This is a genomic window from Streptomyces coeruleorubidus, from assembly GCF_028885415.1.
Taxonomy (GTDB): domain Bacteria; phylum Actinomycetota; class Actinomycetes; order Streptomycetales; family Streptomycetaceae; genus Streptomyces; species Streptomyces coeruleorubidus_A.
On the sequence record NZ_CP118527.1, the window covers coordinates 1,473,929 to 1,492,194 of the forward strand.

Genomic DNA, 18,266 nt, shown 5'->3' on the forward strand with positions numbered 1-18,266 from the left:
CACTTGGCGGGGTGTCAACCCTGTTCGCACCGTTGTGCGGTCAGGCGTCCCGGCGGCGCAGGCTCCACGCTCCCGCCAGCAGGGCGGCCGCCGCCCAGAGCGCGGTCACCGCGAGCCCCGACCACGGCCCGAGGGTGCCGTCGTAGGTCTCCCGCAGGACCAGCTGTCCCGCCTTGTCGGGCAGGAAGTCGGCGACGGTGCCCGTCGCGTCGCCGATCACGAACCCCACGACGAGGATGAACGGGATCAGCAGGGACAGCGTGGCCACGCCGCTGCGCAGCAGGGCGGTGAGTCCGGCCGCGAACAGGGCCATCAGCATGAGGTAGACGCCGCAGCCCACGACGCCGCGCACCTGCTCGCCGGTGCCGAGCCGGTCGGCTGCCGGGCCGAGCCCCGCCCGGGCCACGAGGAGGGCGGCGAGGGCGGTCACGAGTCCCACCAGCAGGGCGGGTACGGCGATGACGGCCGCCTTGGCAGCGAACCACCGGCCGCGCCGCGGAACCGCGGCCAGCGAGACCCGGAGCGCGCCCGACTGGAACTCCGTCGACACGGCCATGGCCCCGAAGGAGACGGCCGCGATCTGCCCCGGCACGACACCGGACAGAGCCGTGAACAGGGGGTCGAATCCGGGGTCCGACGTCTCGGAGACACCGGCGATCGCGGAGAACGCCGTGGTCGCGGCGAACAGGGCCAGGAGCGCTCCCGGGAGCGAGCGCAGCGTACGGATCTTCAGCCACTCGGAGCGGAGGACGGGGGTGAGTTCCATGGTCAGGCCTCCTGCGGCTGGGTGGTGAACTCGGCTTCGGCCGACGTGAGGTCGAAATAGGCCTGTTCCAACGTGCCCTCCTCGGCGGCGAGTTCGAGGACCGGCACACCCGCGGCGGAGGCGATGCGGCCGATGTCGTCCACGCGTGCGTGGTGCACGCTCCAGTGACCGTCCACGTGTTCCACGGCGTCGCGGCCGTGCCGGGCGAGGGCGCTGCGGAGGGCGGCGGGGTCGGATGTGCGGATGCGGACGCTGGGCTGCACGCGCGCGTCGATGAAGTCCCGCATCGGGGTGTCGGCCAGCAGCCGGCCCCGGCCGAGGACGACGAGGTGGTCCGCGAAGGACGCGGTCTCGTTCATCAGGTGGCTGGAGACCAGGACCGTGCGGCCCTCCCCCGCGAGTCGGCGCAGCAACCGCCGGATCCACACGATGCCTTCGGGGTCGAGACCGTTGGACGGCTCGTCCAGCATGACCACCTCGGGATCGCCCAGCAGGGCGGCGGCGATGCCCAGGCGCTGGCGCATGCCCAGGGAGTACGTCCGCACACGGCGCCGGGCCACCGACGCCAGGCCGGTTTCCTCCAGTACCTCGTCGACCCGCCGGTCCGGGATGCGGTTGCTCGTCGCCAGGACGCGGAGATGGTCGCGGGCGGTGCGGGAGCCGTGCGCGGCCTGCGCGTCGAGCAGGGCGCCCACCCGGCGCAGGGGTTCGCGCAGCGTCGGGTAGGCGCGGCCGCCGAGGGTGGCGGAGCCGGCGGTCGGCCGGTCGAGGCCGAGCACCAGCCGCATGGTGGTGGACTTCCCGGAGCCGTTGGGGCCGAGGAAGCCGGTGACACGGCCGGGCAGGACGCGGAAGGTGAGGCCGTCCACGGCCCGTTTGGTGCCGTACTCCTTGGTGAGGTCCTGGACTTCGATGCTGGTCATGGCTGCAGCGTGGCCGCCCGTCCGGGGTGCGGGCCTCCCCCGGCGGTGGAGATCGTCTCCCCCGTGCGGGGGAGGTTCGTTGTCAGTGGCGGCTGGCACGATGGCGCAATGGTCCGCATGCTGCGCCCGTTGACGCGGGCGGTGACGTACACGCGGTGGCTGCATCTGCTGGTGGCCATCGTGTGGCCGTCCCTGTGGCTGTTCATCCAGGATGTGTGGTGGACCCAGGCGACGGCCGCCGTGCTGCTCGGACTCGCGGGCCTCGTGCCCGCCACGCGGCTGGTGGAGGGATTCCAGGCCCGGCTGCTGCTGACCGGCCGGCGGCACGACAGCGAGAACGAGCGTGCGGAGATCGTGGCCACCCCGTCGGTCACATGGGCCGACCGCGGCCGGACGGTGGTGTGGCTGGAGGCGCGGCTGGTCCTCGGCTGGATCGTGGCCCATCTCTCCGTCCAGTTGCCTCTCCTCGCGGTCGACTTGCTGACGACGGGGTTGGGTCAGGGGCCGGCCGCCGACGGCTACCTGAGCGTCGAGGAGCACCACTGGTGGCACGCCCTGCTCGCGCCCCTGCCACTGCTGCTGTTGCCCGTGATCGTGGTCTGGTCCGGCCACCTCATCACCGCGCTGGCCGTGCGGCTCCTCGGCCCGTCACCGGCTGAGCGGCTCGCGGCCATGGAGGAGCGCACCGAACAGCTCCTGGAACGCACGCGCATCGCCCGCGAGTTGCACGACTCCATCGGCCACGCGCTCACGGTCGCCGTCGTACAGGCGGGGGCCGCGCGGGCGGCGGGCGATCCCGCCTTCACCGACCGGGCGCTGGGCGCCATCGAGGAGACCGGGCGGGCCGCGCTGGGGGATCTGGAGCGGGTGCTCGGCGTCCTGCGCGAGTCGGGCAAGCCGGTGAGCAGCAGACCGACCCTCGCGGACGCCGACCGTCTGCTGGAGTCGGCGCGCGCCTCCGGGGCGAAGGTCGACGCCGAGGTGACCGGCTCCGTGGACACCGTGCCGGGGCCGGTGTCCCGGGAGGGCTACCGGATCCTGCAGGAGGCGCTGACCAATGTGCTGCGGCACGCCGGAGCCGTGCCCGTACGGGTCCGTGTGCACGTCTGCGACGACACCCTCGTCCTCGCGATACGCAACCCGCTCACGGAGCCGATCCCCGGCCCCGGGCGCGGCAGCGGCCTGCGCGGCATACGCGAGCGTGCCGCCCTGCTCGGCGGGCTGGCTCGGACCGGCCCCGACGACGGCGACTGGCAGGTTCATGTCGAGCTGCCGTTGAGTTGATCTACGCTGGTCCGATGCCGGTCACCGTTCTCCTCGTCGACGACGAACCCCTCGTGCGCGCGGGTCTGCGGGCCGTGCTGGAGGCCCAGCCCGACATCGAGGTGGTCGGGGAGGCCGCGGACGGGGCGTCGGTGATCCCGCTCGTGCGGCAGCTGCGCCCCGACGTGGTCGCCATGGACGTACGGATGCCGCTGCTCGACGGGATCGAGGCCACCCGGGCGCTGCTGCGGACGGTCGACGAGCCGCCGAGGATCCTCGTGGTGACGACGTTCGAGAACGACGAGTACGTGTACGAGGCGCTGCGGGCGGGCGCTGACGGGTTCCTGCTGAAGCGGGCCCGGCCGGCCGAGATCGTGCACGCGGTGCGGCTGATCGCCGAGGGCGAGTCGCTGCTGTTCCCGGCCTCGGTACGGCAGCTGGCCGCCGAGTACGGCGAGGGCGGCGGGAACCGGGTCGCGCGGGCGGCGATGGAGCGGGCGCAGCTGACCGAGCGGGAGGGCGAGGTGCTGCGGCTGATGGCGCGGGGCCTGTCGAACGCCGAGATCGCCGCCCGGCTGGTGGTGGGCACCGAGACGGTGAAGTCGCATGTGAGCGCCGTACTGGCGAAGCTGGGAGCAAGGGACCGCACGCAGGCGGTGATCGCGGCGTACGAGTCCGGGTTCGTGGCGCCGGGGTGATCGACGGGGCCGGGTGCCCGCCCCTCGCCGGGCCCCGCCGCGCCGAGTACGATCCGGCCCACACGCGCACGAGCTGGGAGGACGGACGGTGGGGCGGCTGACCGGCGGGGACCCCTCGCTGCTGCGAAGGATCAACTCCGCGGTGGTGCTGCACGCGCTGCGTGCCACGGACTGCGCGACGCTGACCGAGATCACCCGGGTGACGGGGCTGTCCCGGCCGACCGTCGAGGGCGTCGTCGAAGGGCTCATCGAGGCCGGTCTGGTCGTCGAGAAGGCGGCCGAGGAGGGCGCCGCCCGGCGGCAGGGGCGGCCGGCACGGCGCTTCCGGTTCCGGGCGGAGGCCGGGCACCTGCTGGGGCTGGAGATCGGCGCGCACCGGGTGGCCGCGCTGCTGGCCGACCTGGACGGCCGGGTGATCGGCTCCCAGGCGAAGGACGTGCCCGAGACTGCGGGCGCCGGCGAGCGGCTGGAACGGCTGCGCGGAGCGGTCGCCGAGCTGCTGCGCCGGGCCGGTGTCGCACGCGGCTCGCTACGGGCCGTGGGCGTGGCCACGCCCGGGATCGTCGAGGCGGACGGCACGGTACGGCTGGGCACCGCGCTGCCCGGGTGGACGGGTCTGCGGCTGGGCGAGCGGCTGAGCCGGTCGTTCAAGTGCCCGGTCCTGGTCGAGAACGACGCCAACGCGGCGGCCGTCGCCGAGCACTGGAAGGGCGCGGCCACCGAGTCGGACGACGTGGTGTTCGTGCTGGCGGGGCTCAGTCCGGGCGCCGGTTCGCTGATCGGGGGGGCTGCACCGGGGCTACGGCGGGGCGGCCGGCGAGATCGGCGCGCTGCATCTCCTCGGCAGGGAGGTGACGCCGGAGACGCTCCTGTCCACCACCGACGAGCCCCTTCACCCCCTCGACGAACACGCCGTGGCCGAGGTCTTCGCGCGGGCCCGCGACGGCGACCAACGGGCCCGGGCGGCCGTCGACCGCTTCCTGCAGCGCCTGGTCCACGACGTGGCGGCCCTGGTCCTCGCCCTCGATCCGGAACTGGTCGTCATCGGCGGCTGGGCAGCGGGCCTGGACGGCGTACTGGATCCCCTCCGCCAACAACTGGCCCGCTACTGTCTGCGCCCGCCGCAGGTGGCCCTCTCCCGCCTCGGCGACGCTGCAGTGGCCACGGGTGCCCTGCGCCTGGCCCTGGATCACGTCGAGGAGCAGTTGTTCAGCGTCGAGGGCACGACCACACCACGCCGCTGAGGACGACGCCCTTCCAAGGGGCGCGGTGCTGTGTCGATATGCGGCTCCGCCGCGTGGGCGCGACCAGCCACAACACCCGCAGCCCGCCACTCACCGCACCCCCCGAAACGCGACGGTCAGGAAGCCCGCCGCTCCGGCCCGTCGTGGATCTCCACACCCCCCGCATCACCGAAAGTCAACCGACACGTGTCAGCGCGATACGTCGCGACGGACAACGCCCCCGTGCGTCCCGCGGCGACGAACCGTGTCGTCACCACCAGCACGGGCGCCCCGGGCAGCCGGTCGAGCTCCCTCGCATCGTCGGCCCCGGCGGAGCCGAGCTCCACCGCGTTCTCCTGCCGCTCCAGCTCCAGCCGCTGGAGCTCGCGCAGCACCGCACGCGCGCGTGCCGCTCCGGACGGCGCGTCGATGCCGGAGAGCTCGGGCACCGAGGACTGCGGGATGTACAGCAGCTCGGCGGCGACGGGCCGGCCGTGCGAGACCCGGGAGCGCCGCACGACGTGCACGGACTCCTCCGGGCCGGTCTCCAGCACCTCGGCGACCGCCGCGGGCGGCACCGCCGCCGTGCAGTCGACGGGCTGCCAGGCGTCCTCGGGGCCGCCCGGCCAGGTGTGCGGGCCGGTGCCGAGGGAGACGCCCATGCGGGGCGGCGCGACGGTCGTGCCGACACCGCGGCGGCGCTGGAGCCTGCCTTCCAGTTCGAGCTGCTCCAGGGCCTGGCGGAGCGTGGCGCGGGCGACGCCGAAGCGAGCCGCGAGGTCGCGCTCGTTGGGCAGGATCTCCCCCACGGAGAACTCCGAGTCGAGCGCTTCACTGAGCACGGTCTTGAGATGCCAGTACTTCGGTTCCGGCACCGATTCCAGCTGCGTGGTCCCCACCCTGTCCTCCGCAATCGCCGTGGTCGGCGGTGTTTTAGCGCCCTTGTTTTTTAAACGTTGTTTCACTTCTCTGCGACCATAGGGCGGCCCTGATCCTTGGTCAAGACCAATGGCCGGGAACGTTCACGGGGCGTTCATGTGAGGCCGCGGCGGGGCTCCTGCGGCGCCGTCTAGACGGCGGCCAGCGCGCGCAGCTTGTCGGGGTTGCGGATGATGTAGACCGCCTGGACGCGGCCGTCGGCGATGTCGAGCTGGAAGACGGAGTCGAGCTTTTCGCCGGACAGGAACAGTACGGCCGGGCCGCCGTTGAGCTCCACGAAACGCAGGGAGAAGTCGGGGACGCTCTTCTGCGCGGCGCCGACGAGGAAGCGGCCCACCTTGTCCGCGGTCTGCAGGACCCGCAGCGGCGCACGCGCCTTGCCGCCGCTGTCGCCGACGAGCCGCACGTCCGGGGCGAGCAGCGCCAGCAGCCCTTCGAGGTCGCCGTCCGCCGCCGCGGCGAGGAACCGTTCGGTGAGGTCGCGCCGCTGGGCGGGGTCGACCTCGTAGCGCGGTCGCCGCTCCTCGACGTGCTTGCGCGCCCGCCCGGCCAGCTGACGGACCGCCGGTTCGCCGCGGTCGAGCATGGCGGCGATCTCGGCGTACGGGAAGCCGAAGGCCTCGCGCAGCACGAACACCGCCCGCTCCAGCGGCGACAGCGACTCCAGCACGACGAGGACGGCGAGCGAGACGGAGTCCGCGAGCACGGCCCGCTCGGCGGTGTCGGGCACGGTGTCGCCGAAGTCGGTGACGTACGGCTCGGGCAGCCACGGGCCCACGTATGTCTCCCCGCGGGCCTTGATCTGGCGCAGCCGGTCGATAGCGAGGCGGGTGGTGATCCGTACGAGATAGCCGCGCGGTTCGCGCACGTCACCGCGGTCGCTGCCCGACCAGCGCAGCCAGGCCTCCTGGACCACGTCCTCCGCGTCGGCGACGCGGCCCAGCATGCGGTAGGCGACGCCCAGCAGGACGGGGCGGTGCGCTTCGAAGACGTCGGTCGCGGTCTCGGCGGTCACGGGCTCCATCCCAGCCCACCGATGCGGCCCTGTCCAGGCGGAATCGCCCTTCCCGGACAGCCGCGGCCGTGAAAGTGGCGTCAACTCGGGGCTACCCGCCGGTAGTAATTGCTGACAAGCTGTCTACGGCGTCCGTCAGCGAGTACAGCCGAGGAGCACCGCATGTCCGCCACCGTCTCCTTCAAAGTCGCCTCCGCACACGGCGAGCAGAACGTGACCCTGTCCTACACCCGCCGGGGCAGCGGCGAACCGTTGCTCCTGCTGCATGGCATCGGCCACCACCGGCAGGTGTGGGACCCGGTGATACCCGCGCTGGCGGCCGAGCGGGACGTGATCGCCGTGGACCTGCCCGGGTGCGGCGAGTCACCGGCGCTCCCGGACGGCATGGCGCACGACCTGCCGACCATGAACACCGTCCTCGCCGCGCTGTGCGGGGCGCTGGAGATCGAACGGCCGCACGTGGCGGGCAACTCGCTGGGCGGTCTGCTGGCCCTGGACCTGGCCCGGGCGCAGCTCGTCCGCTCCGTCACCGCCCTGTCCCCCGCGGGGTTCTGGAACGAGGTCGAGCGCCGCTACGCCTTCACGGTGTTGATGACGATGCGGCAGATAGCCCAGCGGATGCCGCTGCCCCTCGTCGAACGGCTGGCCCGTCCGGCGATCGGCCGTACGTTGCTGACGAGCACCATCTACGCCCGCCCGGGCCGTCGTTCGCCCGAGGCCGTGGTCGCCGAGACGCTCGCGCTGGCCCGGGCGCAGGGGTTCTCCGAGACCCTCCGCTCCGGAAGGACCGTGCAGTTCACCGACGACATCGTGGGCACGCCGGTCACCGTGGCGTGGGGCAACCGGGACCGGCTGCTGATCCCCCGCCAGGGGCTGCGGGCCAAGAGCGTCATCCCCCGCGCCCGGCTGGTGCAGCTGCCCGGCTGCGGCCACGTCCCGATGAACGACGACCCGGCGCTGGTCGCCCGGGTCGTCCTCGACGGCAGCCGCTGAACGACAGGGCGGCCGGCCCGGTCCGTCGTCACTCGGCCGATTCGAGCGCCACCCGTGCGGTCGCGGCGCGCAACAGCCGTACGTACCAGCCCCAGTCGGTGGGACGCGCCACCGTCCCGGTCAGTGCGCGCCGAAGTTCCGTCGGCAGTTCTGTCGGAAGTTCGCGGTGCTGGACGGCGAGCACCAGCGAAACGGCCAGGGCGGCCAGCCATTCGAGTCGTAAGAGCGCGAAAGTGGTTCGGGTCTCGAACCGGTTCTTGGCATCCACGGACGCTCCGGGATTGCGCGTACGATTCCGGGGCCCGGCCCGGCCGAGCCCCCGCTTCGGTCCTCCACCCTCTTTACGCGGCGACGGCCGTCACCCCTCGCGGCGGAAAGCCCGCCCACGGATCCGGCAAACTGACGGCATGGACGGCATGGACGGCATGGACCGCAACGAGCCCGCGTCGCCCGCCTGGGAGCTGCTCCTCCCGGCCGCTTCGGCACCGGCACGCACGCGTGGCCGTTCGCTTCAGGCGGCGCTGCGCGAGGCGGTTCGCTCGGGCCGGCTCGCGCCGGGTACGCGGCTGCCGTCGAGCCGGGATCTCGCGGCGGACCTGGGAGTGTCGCGCGGGCTGATCACGGAGGCGTACGAACAGCTGACGGCGGAAGGCTATCTGCGCAGCGGCCGGGGCGCCGGGACGTGGGTGGGCTCGGCCGTACGGGCCGCCCGGCCGCGGGCGCACGACCTCGCTCCGCGCTCCCCCGGGGCCCGGGCAAACTTCGTGCCCGGGACGCCGGACCTGTCGCTGTTCCCGCGCTCGGCGTGGGCCGCCGCGCAGCGCGGTGTGCTGGCGGAACTGCCGCACCAGGAGCTGGGGTATCCCGATCCGCGCGGGCTGCCCCGGCTGCGTACCGCGCTGGCCGAACTGCTCGCCCGGCGGCGGGGCGTGGTGGCCGACCCGGAGCGGATCGTGGTGGTCTCCGGGGTGACCCAGGCGACGACGCTGCTGGGTTTCGCGCTGCACGCGCGCGGGGTGCGCACGGTGGGTGTGGAGGACCCGGGCAGTCCCCAGCACGACGCGCTGTACGCCTCGGCCGGGGTCAGAGCCGTACCGCTGCCCGTGGACGGCGAGGGAATCGCCCTGGAGCCGCTGCGGGCGTCGGGCTTACGGGCCGTGGTGACGACACCGGCCCACCAGTTCCCCACCGGTATCGCCTACTCGGCCCGCCGCCGCTCCGAACTGCTGGACTGGGCGCGGTCCGTGGACGGCATCGTCCTGGAGGACGACTACGACGGCGACTTCCGCTACGACCGCGCTCCCGTCGGCGCGCTCCAGGGCCTCGACCCGGACCACGTCGCCTACACGGGCTCGGTCAGCAAGTCACTCGCCCCCGGGCTGCGGCTGGGCTGGCTGCTGGTGCCCGAGTCCTGGGCGGAGGAGATCGTCCAGCGCAAGCGCGCCATGGACCTCGGTCATCCGGCCCTCGACCAGGCACTCTTCGCCCGCTTCCTGGAGCGCGGCGACTACGACCGCCAGTTGCGCCGCTGCCAGCGCGCCTACCGCGAGCGCCGTGACGCCCTGACCGCCGCCCTCGACGAGCACTTCCCCGGCTCCCGGGTCTCGGGCATCGCCGCCGGCCTGCACGTGATCGCCACCCTGCCGGAGCGCTACGGCCCCGAGGACCGATTCCTCGCCCGCGTGACGGCGGCCGGGGTGGCCGTACGCCCCCTGTCGGCCTACGCACACCCGTGTCCCGAGCGGGAGGAGCACGACGGGCCGAAGCGGACACGGCTCGTCCTCGGCTACGCGCACGTACCGCCCGCCCGGATCCACGAGGGCATACGCCTGATGGCGGAGGCGGCCACGGGGTGACTCCGGCGGAGCTCGCGGCTTCCCGTCCGTTCCCCTCCTCCCGCGGTCAGTTGTTCACTTGGGGTTCGTGTGTGCGCTGCGGCGTGCCAGTAGTTGTGGCTGTGCACACTGGCCGGATCCCGTCCCTGGAGGCGCATCCATGTCACACCGTCCGTTCCCCGCGCGCCGTAGCGTCCTGCGTGGCTCCCTCGCCGCGTCGGCGGCCCTCACCCTGCCCACCGCGCTCGGCGCGGCGCCGGCCTTCGCGCGGTCGGGACGTCCGAAGGCGGGATGGGGTGTGCAGGCGGGAGACGTGACCTGCGACTCCGGCCTGGTGTGGGTGCGGTCCGACCGGCCGGCCCGGATGATCGTCGAGACGTCGGCGACCGAGTCGTTCCGCAACCCGCGCAGATGGCACGGCCCGCTGCTGGGCCCGGGCACCGACTTCACCGGCACGACCCGGCTGCGCGGCCTGCCGTCCGGCGAGCAGATCCACTACCGGGTGCTGCTCGCCGACCCGGACGACCCGCGCCGCACCGGCGAGCCGGTCACCGGCACCTTCCGCACGGCCTCCGACAAGCGGCGTGACGGCGTGCGGTTCGTCTGGTCCGGCGACCTGGCCGGTCAGGGCTGGGGCATCAACCCGGAGCTCGGCGGCTACCGGATCTACGAGGCGATGGCCGCCCTCGACCCGGACTTCTTCATCTGCAGCGGCGACAACATCTACGCCGACGGGCCCCTCACCGAGACCGTGGCCCTGCCCGACGGGCGCACCTGGCGGAACATCACCACCGAGGAGAAGGCGAAGGTCGCCGAGACCCTGGCGGAGTTCCGCGGCAACTTCCGCTACAACCTGCTGGACGAGAACCTGCGGGCCTTCAACGCCCAGGTCCCGTCCATCATCCAGTGGGACGACCACGAGGTCACCAACAACTGGTACCCGGGCGAGATCCTCGGCGACAGCCGGTACACCGAGAAGAACGTCGACGTGCTCGCCGCCAGGGCCCGCCAGGCCTTCTCGGAGTACTTCCCGATCTCCACGCTGCGCCGCCCCGACGGCCGCGTCTACCGCGTGCAGCACCACGGCCCGCTGCTTGACGTCTTCGTGCTGGACATGCGCACCTACCGCAACGCCAACTCGCCGGACGACCAGCCCACCGACCCGCAGGGCATCCTCGGCCGCGAGCAGCTGGAGTGGCTCAAGCGCGAGCTGTCCCGCTCCCGCGCGGTGTGGAAGGTGATCGCCTCCGACATGCCGATCGGCCTGGTCGTCCCGGACACCGGCGACGGAAAGCCGAACATCGAGGCCGTCGCCCAGGGCGACCCCGGTGCCCCGCTGGGCCGTGAGCTGCAGATCGCCGAGCTGCTGCGCTTCATCAAGCACCGCCGGATCACCGGCACGGTGTGGCTCACGGCCGACGTCCACTACACCTCGGCGCAGCACTACCAGCCGTCGCGGGCCGCCTTCACCGACTTCGAGCCGTTCTGGGAGTTCGTGTCGGGGCCGCTGAACGCCGGTGCGTTCCCGGCGAACACGCTCGACGGCACCTTCGGTCCCGACCGTGTGTTCCTGAAGGCTCCGACGACCGCCAACGTCTCCCCCGCCGGCGGATACCAGTTCTTCGGCGAGGTCGACATCGACGGCGGCAGCGGCGAGCTGACGGTACGTCTGCGTGAGCAGGACGGCACCGTGCTGTTCACGAAGGTGCTCCAGCCGGGCCTGGTCGGCCAGTGATGTGCGAAAAAAGAGGGACGGCGTAAGGTACGGAGCGCAACGTTTGAAGGGTCGATAAAGAGGGCAAGCCATCCCTTTTACCCGCCAGTCACAATGCGTTCGTGATCACGCAACACCGTTCGGTCACAGTGGGTGCATGACGCGAAAAGTGACTGATGTGACGCACCTCAACGACTGCCGTCCCGCCAACCCGTGGCAGCGGGTCACGGCGGCGCTCCAGACCTGGCGAACACGACGCCACGAACACGCGCCGCCGTCGGACGATACCGAGTCCCCGGCACCGGAGCCGGTGCCGGGGGCGAACACGCTGTGGCGGATGCGGACCACGGTGAGGGACGAACCGGGATCGCTGGCGGCCCTGTGCACAGCCCTCGCCGAGCACCGGGTCGACATCCTCAGCCTCCAGACGCATCCGCTGGCCGAGGGCACGGTGGACGAGTTCCTGCTGCGTGCCCCGGGCGAACTGCCGGCGTCCGCGATCAGTACGGCCGTCCGGTCCGCCGGCGGCACCGACACCTGGATCGAGCGGGCCGACGCGCACGACCTGGTGGACGCGCCGACCCGGATCCTGGGTCTCGCCGCCCGCACCGCCCTGGACGCCGCGGAACTGCCGCTGGCGCTACGCCAGTTGCTGGGCCGGTGCACGATCCGTTCCCAGCCCGCACCGGCCGACGGCGGCCTGGCGTCCGACGGTGTCCCGGTGGAGGGAGCCCTCGACGACACGGTGATGCGCCTGCGCGCCCCCGAAGGCGGAGTCATCACCGTGGAGCGGCCGTACCTGCCCTTCACACCGACCGAGTTCGCCCGGGCCCGGGCCCTGGTGGAACTGGACTCCCGGCTCGGGCCGCGCGTCCCGCACGGCCGGGACGTGCTCAGCCTGGCCGAAGGCAGCGACATCACCGTGCGCCGGGCCGACACGCGCGATCTGGAGGCGGCCAGGGCGATGCACGAGCGGTGCTCCGACCGCACGCTGAAGCTGCGCTACCACGGGCCGGTCGGTGACGCCGACCGCTATCTCAACCACCTGCTCAGTCCGCGGTTCGGGCGCACTCTGGCCGTGCAGACGGCTTCCGGGCGGCTGGTCGGGCTCGGTCATTTGCTGTGGGACGGCGACGAGACCGAGGTCGCGTTGATCGTCGAGGATGCGTGGCAGCGGCGTGGCATCGGTGGTGAGTTGTTGGGACGGCTGGTTGCGATGGCCCGTGACGCCGGGTGCACGAGTGTGTATGCCGTGACGCAGGCGTCCAACACGGGGATGGTCGCTGCGATGCGAGGGTTGGGCCTCCCCCTCGACTATCAGGTCGAGGAGGGGACGCTGGTCATCACTGCACGGCTGAGCGAGTCGGATGCGGAGCGAGTGTCGAGTTTGGGGAATGCCTCAGCGCCGTAGCGTCGTATGCCGGTTGGCGGGTGCGGGTGCGCTGTGGCTGGTCGCGCAGTTCCCCGCGCCCCCAAGGGGGCGCCCCAACGCACCGTCCAGATCGGACCACAGGTCCTCCACGTCCTCCAAGCCCACCGACACGCGCAGCAGCCGGTCGCTCACCCCGGCCCCCCTGCGATCGTCCGCGTCCACGATGCGGTGGCTGATGGAGGCCGGGTGCTGGATCAGGGTGTCCACACTGCCGAGGCTCACCGCCGGGGTGATGAGGCGGACGCCGGCGATGACCTCGTGGGGGTCGCCGTGTACCTCGAAGGAGACCATCGCGCCGCCGGTGCGCGGGTAGTGCACGCGGGCCACTCGCGGGTCGGCGGCGAGGCGGTGGGCGAGTTCGGCGGCGTTGGCGGAGGCGGCCCGTACCCGGACGGGGAGCGTGGACAGGCCGCGCAGCAGCAGATAACCGGCCAGTGGGTGCAGGACGCCGCCCGTGGCGAAGCGGACCTGCCGCAGTCGTCCCGCGAACTCCTCGTCGCAGGCGACCACGCCCGCCAGCACGTCCCCGTGGCCGCCGAGGTACTTGGTGGCACTGTGCAGCACCAGCCGTGCGCCCTGTTCGGCGGGACGCTGGAGCACCGGTGTGGCGAACGTGTTGTCCACGAGCAGTGGCACCGAGCCGCAGGCGTGTGCGACGGCCCGGAGGTCGACCTCGGCGAGCGTGGGGTTGGCCGGGGACTCCACGATCACCAGGCCGGTGTCCGGGCGCAGTGCCTGAGCGATTCCGGCCGGGTCGGTCCAGGTCACCTCCGAGCCCAGCAGCCCGGCGGTCAGCAGATGGTCGCTGCACCCGTAGAGGGGACGCACGGCCACCACGTGCCGCAGTCCCATGGAGGCGCGTACGAGCAGGACGGCGCTCAGCGCGGCCATGCCGCTGGCGAACGCGACCGCCGCCCCGGTGCCCTCCAGGCGGGCCAGCGCTGTCTCGAAACGGGCGACGGTCGGGTTGCCGAGCCGCCCGTACACGGGCGGGCCGTCCGGGTCCGCGCCGGTGGCCGCGAAGGCGTCGATCCGGGCCGCCTCGCCGCGGCTGTCGTACGAGGGGTAGGTGGTGGACAGGTCGATCGGCGGGGCGTGCAGCCCCTGCCGGGCGAGGTCGTCCCGCCCGGCGTGGACGGCCTCGGTGGCGAGTGCTCTCGGTGCGGTGCGTACGTCGGCGTGGGCGCCCATGCTCGCTGTGTCCATGACGGAAGGGTGAACACCGACCGGGTCCGAGGGCGGGAAGCCCGTGCTACGTTCGACCGATGGCTGAATCTGTCGTACTGGACCCGGTGGATCTCCACCTGCTGCGGCTGTTGCAGAACGACGCCCGGACGACGTACCGGGATCTCGCCGCGCAGGTCGGGGTGGCGCCGTCGACCTGTCTGGACCGGGTGACCCGGCTGCGCCGCTCCGGCGTGATCCTCGGGCACCGGCTGGAGCTGGATCCGGCCAAGCTGGGGCGAGGGCTGGAGGCCCTGCTGTCGGTGCAGGTCAGGCCGCACCGGCGGGAGCTGGTCGGGCCGTTCGTGGAGCGGATCCGCGCCCTGCCGGAGTCGCGGACCGTCTTCCACCTGACCGGACCGGACGACTACCTCGTCCATGTCGCGGTCGCCGACATGGCCGACCTTCAGCGGCTCGTGCTGGACGGGTTCACCTCGCGGCGGGAGGTGGCACGGGTGGAGACCCGGCTGATCTTCCAGCAGTGGGAGTGCGGGCCGCTGTTGCCGCCTTCGCCCTCGGCTCAATCCACGTGACGCGCGCCGCACGTCGTACCAGGATGGACCGCATGTCTGAGATCAAGAGCCCGCTGCCCCGTGAGGTCGCCGACGCGTACGTCGACGAGCTCGTCGCCCTCGACCCGATCACCGGCACGTTCCTCGGCGTCAAGGAGAGTTCGAGCAGGCTGCCCGACACCTCGCCCGCGGGCCAGGAGGCGTTCGCGGAGCTGGCGCGCCGGACGCTGGCCCGGCTGGACGAGGCGGAGCGGCTGCCCGGCGCGGACAGCGACATCGAGCGCCGGTGCGCTCGGCTGCTGCGTGAGCGGCTCAACGCCGAACTCGGCGTCCACGAGGCCGAGGAGGGTCTGCGTTCCGTCAGCAACCTGAGCTCCATCGCCCATGCGGTGCGGCAGGTGTTCACCGTGACGCCGGCGCAGTCGGAGGAGGACTGGGCGGCGATCGCCGAGCGGCTGCGCGCGGTCCCGGCCGCGCTTGAGGGGTACCGCCAGTCCCTGGCGCTCGGCCTGGAGCGGAAGCTGTACGGCGGGCCGCGTGCCACGGCCACGTTCGTGGAGCAGCTCGGCGAGTGGGCGGACGCCGACGGCGAGGGCCGTGGCTGGTTCGAGACCTACGCGGCCGCCGGACCCGAGGCGCTGCGGTCCGAGCTGGACACGGCGGCCCGCTCGGCCACCGAGGCGGTTCTGCGGCTGCGCGACTGGATGCGGGACGTGTACGCACCGGCGATCGAGGGCACGCCGGACGTGGTGGGCCGCGAGCGGTACGCGCGCTGGGTGCGCTACTACAACGGCACGGATCTCGACCTGGACGAGGCGTACGCGTACGGCTGGTCCGAGTACAACCGCCTCCTCGGCGAGATGAAGACGGAGGCCGAGAAGATCCTGCCGGGTGCCGCCACACCGTGGGTGGCGCTGGCGCACCTGGACGAGCACGGCACGCACATCGAGGGCGTCGACGAGGTCCGCGACTGGTTGCAGTCCCTGATGGACGAGGCGATCGACGCGCTCGACGGCACCCACTTCGACCTGGCCGAGCGGGTGCGCAGGGTGGAGTCGCGCATCGCCCCTCCGGGCAGCGCCGCGGCCCCGTACTACACACCGCCCTCGGACGACTTCACGCGCCCGGGCTGCACCTGGCTGCCGACCATGGGCGAGACACGCTTCCCCGTCTACGACCTGGTGTCGACCTGGTACCACGAGGGTGTGCCCGGCCACCATCTCCAGCTGGCCCAGTGGAAGCACGTGGCGGAGAACCTCTCCCGCTACCAGGCGAGTGTCGGCATGGTGAGCGCCAACGCCGAGGGCTGGGCCCTGTACGCCGAGCGGCTGATGGACGAACTGGGCTTCCTGACGGACCCGGAGCGCCGGCTCGGTTACCTGGACGCGCAGATGATGCGTGCCGTCCGCGTCATCATCGACATCGGTATGCACCTGGAGCTGACGATCCCCGACGACTCCCCCTTCCACCCGGGCGAGCGCTGGACGCCCGAGCTGGCGCAGGAGTTCTTCGGCTCGCACAGCAGCCGGCCCGCGGACTTCGTGGAGAGCGAGCTGACCCGCTATCTGTCCATGCCGGGCCAGGCCATCGGTTACAAGCTCGGCGAACGGGCCTGGCTGCTGGGCCGCGAGAAGGCCCGCGCCCGGCGCGGTGACGCCTTCGACCCGAAGGCCTGGCACATGGCAGCCCTCTCGCAGGGGTCCCTGGGTCTGGACGACCTGGTGGACGAACTGTCCCAGCTCTAGAGGAAGTCAGCGGCGGAAGCCGCCCTCGGAGTCGATGACCTGGCCGGTGACCCACTCCGCCTCGTCCGTGGCGAGCCATGCGATGAGGCGGGCCGGGTCGTCGGGCATGCCCCACCGGCCGGCCGGGAAGAGGGCCGCGATGGCCTCGTAATCCTCGCCGGTCATGTAGTCCGTGTCCACGGGCCCGGGGTTGACGGTGTTCACGGTGACGGCGTGCTCGGCCAGGGTCGTCGCCAGGGAGCGGGTGATGGAGGCGAGGGCGCCCTTCTGGAGGGCGTAGGCGATCTCGCCCGGCATGCCGCCTCCGAGATCCTGGCCGGAGGTCATCATCATCACGCGTCCGCCCGGGCTGCGCGGCGGCAGTGCGGAACGCAGCCGCGCGTAGGCCTGGATCAGCAGGATCACGGAGCGGGTGTCGACCGCCCAGTGCGTGTCGAGCATCGCCGTGTCGATCTCGTCCAGGGATCCGTCGAACCCGCTCTGCGCGTGGTTGGCGACGAGGATGTCCAGACGCCCGCCGAGCGCCTCGGCGGCCCTGCCGACGAGTTCACCGGGCACGGCCGGATCGGCCAGATCACCGGGCCCGGCGACGACCCGGGCATCAGGGTCCGCGAGCACCCCGCGCACGGACGCTACGACATCCTCGGGACGGTCCGCGCCCCAGGGCTGGTCGGCATCGTGCGGCACATGGTGATGCAGATGGACACTCGCCCCGTAGGCGGCAAGGCGCCGGGCGACGGCGTGCCCGATGCCGCCGCGCCGGCTGGCACCGGTGACGAGGGCTGTGCGGCCGCGCAGGGGCAGGGGGTCGCGGCGGAGTTCCTCGGGGGTGGGGTGGGGAAGTCGAGGCATACGATCATCGTGGCCGGACCTGATGACTGAAGCACGCGAATATCGCCCTTGAAGGGGCGCGGGGAACTGCGCGACCAGCCACTGTCAACCCGCACACGCCAACAGCCAACAGACCCACGGTCACCTAGGCGCAAGCAACCGCAACTGAATCAGGCCCAACCACGTTTCAGGCCCCGGCTGCACCCGAGCCGCCCGAACCGCGTAGCGCCCCGGCTCCAGCCCCACCCGAACCCGCTCGCTCCCCGAAGGCTCAGCCCCAGGCCACGCCGCGTCGAACAGCAGCACAGCCCCGGGCACCTCCCAGAGAACCTCCGGCTCCCACTCCGCCGTATCGACAGCCAACGGCACGCTCGCCAGCAACTCGCCCTCGGAGTTACCCGCGCACCACCGGACGAACATCCCGTGGTCGGGCAGATAGGCCGTCGAGGCAGGCTCGTCGCCGAGGACCAGGGCGGTGCAGTCGCCGACCGGGAGGAGTCCGACGTTGCCGTCCACCTCACAGGCCCGGTCGTAGTCCGACGCCGTCTCCTCGCCGTCGGCACCCGCCCAGAACGGCAGAACCGTCTCGGGCACCGCTATCAGCGGCCCGCCGCCCGATTCCACCCATTCCACGACGCCCGGCTCCGCGTATCGCACCATGGCGCAAGAACCTACAGGGTCGACTCCCGTCAAGGTTTCGGGGGTCAGCAGCCGCAGTCGCCGGCGCCCGCGGGAGTCGTCAGGGGATCCGGGGTACGGCGTTCGCGGCCGGCACGGGCGGCGCCGTTGCAGCCGGGGCCCCAGCAGTACGTCACGACCGGCACCGACCTGTCGAGGAGTTGTCCGGCCTGCTCGCGGACGAGCGCGGTCGGCAGGTGGACGGCGCCGGGGACGTGGCCCTGGTCCCAGGCCTCTGTGGAGCGGGAGTCGACCGATACGAAGTCGGGGTCTTGGCCGGCCGCGAGTGCGGCGGCGACGTCGGACACGTCGGTGTGGAAGGCGAGACCGGCGCGGAAGTGGGCGGCGGCCCCGCTCGATGCGTCACCTGGAGGAGGTGTCCGGGCGGATCGGGGCGCTGGGCTCGGTGACCACGAGCGTCGTGTACTCCTCGCCGCTCCCCCGGCGTCCCCTCGGCCGCTGACCCCACGCTCCC

General features: G+C 72.6%; 16 protein-coding genes and 3 pseudogenes. 10 read left to right on the top strand and 9 right to left on the bottom strand.

The features are described 5' to 3' along the window. Window positions 1–40: 40 nt before the first annotated feature. Window positions 41–766: an ABC transporter permease gene (locus PV963_RS06875; protein WP_274814715.1), complete on the bottom strand. Its 726-nt coding sequence runs from the start codon at window positions 764–766 to the stop codon at window positions 41–43. A gap of 2 nt (window positions 767–768) precedes the next feature. After that, window positions 769–1,689, bottom strand: a complete 921-nt coding sequence (locus PV963_RS06880) for an ABC transporter ATP-binding protein (RefSeq protein WP_274814717.1) — start codon at window positions 1,687–1,689, stop codon at window positions 769–771. 108 nt (window positions 1,690–1,797) lie between these two features. On the opposite strand from PV963_RS06880, the gene PV963_RS06885 reads away from it, so the two are divergent. The 3 genes and pseudogenes from PV963_RS06885 to PV963_RS06895 all read left to right on the top strand — a co-directional run bounded on the left by PV963_RS06885 (window position 1,798) and on the right by PV963_RS06895 (window position 4,894). Further along, window positions 1,798–2,973 carry a sensor histidine kinase gene (locus PV963_RS06885; RefSeq protein ID WP_274814719.1) on the top strand — a complete coding sequence of 392 codons (1,176 nt, stop codon included), beginning with the start codon at window positions 1,798–1,800 and terminating at the stop codon, window positions 2,971–2,973. Window positions 2,974–2,987: 14 nt separating this feature from the next. Beyond that, window positions 2,988–3,650: a response regulator gene (locus PV963_RS06890; protein WP_274814721.1), complete on the top strand. Its 663-nt coding sequence runs from the start codon at window positions 2,988–2,990 to the stop codon at window positions 3,648–3,650. Window positions 3,651–3,738: 88 nt separating this feature from the next. Next, a pseudogene (locus PV963_RS06895) lies at window positions 3,739–4,894 on the top strand (ROK family transcriptional regulator). Window positions 4,895–5,010: 116 nt separating this feature from the next. Here PV963_RS06895 and PV963_RS06900 read toward each other — a convergent pair. Continuing rightward, complete coding sequence (locus PV963_RS06900) at window positions 5,011–5,772, bottom strand: GntR family transcriptional regulator (RefSeq protein WP_274814723.1); 762 nt, start codon at window positions 5,770–5,772, stop codon at window positions 5,011–5,013. Between the two features lie 170 nt (window positions 5,773–5,942). Continuing rightward, window positions 5,943–6,827 (bottom strand): RNA polymerase sigma-70 factor, encoded by an 885-nt coding sequence (locus tag PV963_RS06905; RefSeq protein ID WP_274814725.1) that lies wholly within the window; start codon window positions 6,825–6,827, stop codon window positions 5,943–5,945. A gap of 162 nt (window positions 6,828–6,989) precedes the next feature. Here PV963_RS06905 and PV963_RS06910 point away from each other — a divergent pair, with 162 nt between their 5' ends. Further along, window positions 6,990–7,820, top strand: a complete 831-nt coding sequence (locus PV963_RS06910) for an alpha/beta fold hydrolase (RefSeq protein ID WP_274814726.1) — start codon at window positions 6,990–6,992, stop codon at window positions 7,818–7,820. 28 nt (window positions 7,821–7,848) lie between these two features. Here PV963_RS06910 and PV963_RS06915 read toward each other — a convergent pair whose 3' ends face one another. Continuing rightward, a complete protein-coding gene (locus PV963_RS06915) occupies window positions 7,849–8,088 on the bottom strand; it encodes a hypothetical protein (protein WP_274814728.1) in 240 nt (79 codons plus the stop codon). A gap of 157 nt (window positions 8,089–8,245) precedes the next feature. On the opposite strand from PV963_RS06915, the gene PV963_RS06920 reads away from it, so the two are divergent. The 3 genes from PV963_RS06920 to PV963_RS06930 all read left to right on the top strand — a co-directional run bounded on the left by PV963_RS06920 (window position 8,246) and on the right by PV963_RS06930 (window position 12,780). Beyond that, window positions 8,246–9,676 (top strand): PLP-dependent aminotransferase family protein, encoded by a 1,431-nt coding sequence (locus tag PV963_RS06920; RefSeq protein ID WP_274821958.1) that lies wholly within the window; start codon window positions 8,246–8,248, stop codon window positions 9,674–9,676. Window positions 9,677–9,815: 139 nt separating this feature from the next. Continuing rightward, complete coding sequence (locus PV963_RS06925; protein ID WP_274814730.1) at window positions 9,816–11,390, top strand: alkaline phosphatase D family protein; 1,575 nt, start codon at window positions 9,816–9,818, stop codon at window positions 11,388–11,390. 136 nt (window positions 11,391–11,526) lie between these two features. After that, window positions 11,527–12,780, top strand: a complete 1,254-nt coding sequence (locus tag PV963_RS06930; protein WP_274814731.1) for a GNAT family N-acetyltransferase — start codon at window positions 11,527–11,529, stop codon at window positions 12,778–12,780. Here the strand turns inward: PV963_RS06930 and PV963_RS06935 are convergent. Beyond that, window positions 12,769–14,007, bottom strand: a complete 1,239-nt coding sequence (locus tag PV963_RS06935) for a trans-sulfuration enzyme family protein (protein WP_274814732.1) — start codon at window positions 14,005–14,007, stop codon at window positions 12,769–12,771. The genes PV963_RS06930 and PV963_RS06935 overlap by 12 nt on opposite strands. Before the next feature lie 59 nt (window positions 14,008–14,066). Here PV963_RS06935 and PV963_RS06940 point away from each other — a divergent pair, with 59 nt between their 5' ends. Together PV963_RS06940 and PV963_RS06945 are read left to right on the top strand one after the other, a co-directional pair. Further along, window positions 14,067–14,558: an Lrp/AsnC family transcriptional regulator gene (locus PV963_RS06940; protein ID WP_274814734.1), complete on the top strand. Its 492-nt coding sequence runs from the start codon at window positions 14,067–14,069 to the stop codon at window positions 14,556–14,558. A 32-nt stretch (window positions 14,559–14,590) separates the two neighbouring features. Next, window positions 14,591–16,282, top strand: coding sequence for a DUF885 domain-containing protein (locus tag PV963_RS06945; protein WP_274814736.1), 1,692 nt, complete (start codon window positions 14,591–14,593; stop codon window positions 16,280–16,282). Between the two features lie 6 nt (window positions 16,283–16,288). On the opposite strand, the gene PV963_RS06950 is transcribed toward PV963_RS06945, so the two are convergent. The 3 genes and pseudogenes from PV963_RS06950 to PV963_RS06960 form a co-directional block, all read right to left on the bottom strand. Then, window positions 16,289–17,134, bottom strand: coding sequence for an SDR family oxidoreductase (locus PV963_RS06950; RefSeq protein ID WP_274814737.1), 846 nt, complete (start codon window positions 17,132–17,134; stop codon window positions 16,289–16,291). 120 nt (window positions 17,135–17,254) lie between these two features. Further along, window positions 17,255–17,773, bottom strand: coding sequence for an immunity 21 family protein (locus PV963_RS06955; protein ID WP_274814738.1), 519 nt, complete (start codon window positions 17,771–17,773; stop codon window positions 17,255–17,257). A 44-nt stretch (window positions 17,774–17,817) separates the two neighbouring features. After that, window positions 17,818–18,189: pseudogene (locus PV963_RS06960) on the bottom strand (rhodanese-like domain-containing protein); the annotation flags it as partial. Here PV963_RS06960 and PV963_RS06965 point away from each other — a divergent pair. Continuing rightward, window positions 18,144–18,254, top strand: a pseudogene (locus tag PV963_RS06965) (Lrp/AsnC family transcriptional regulator); the annotation flags it as partial. The pseudogenes PV963_RS06960 and PV963_RS06965 overlap by 46 nt on opposite strands. Window positions 18,255–18,266 lie beyond the last annotated feature (12 nt).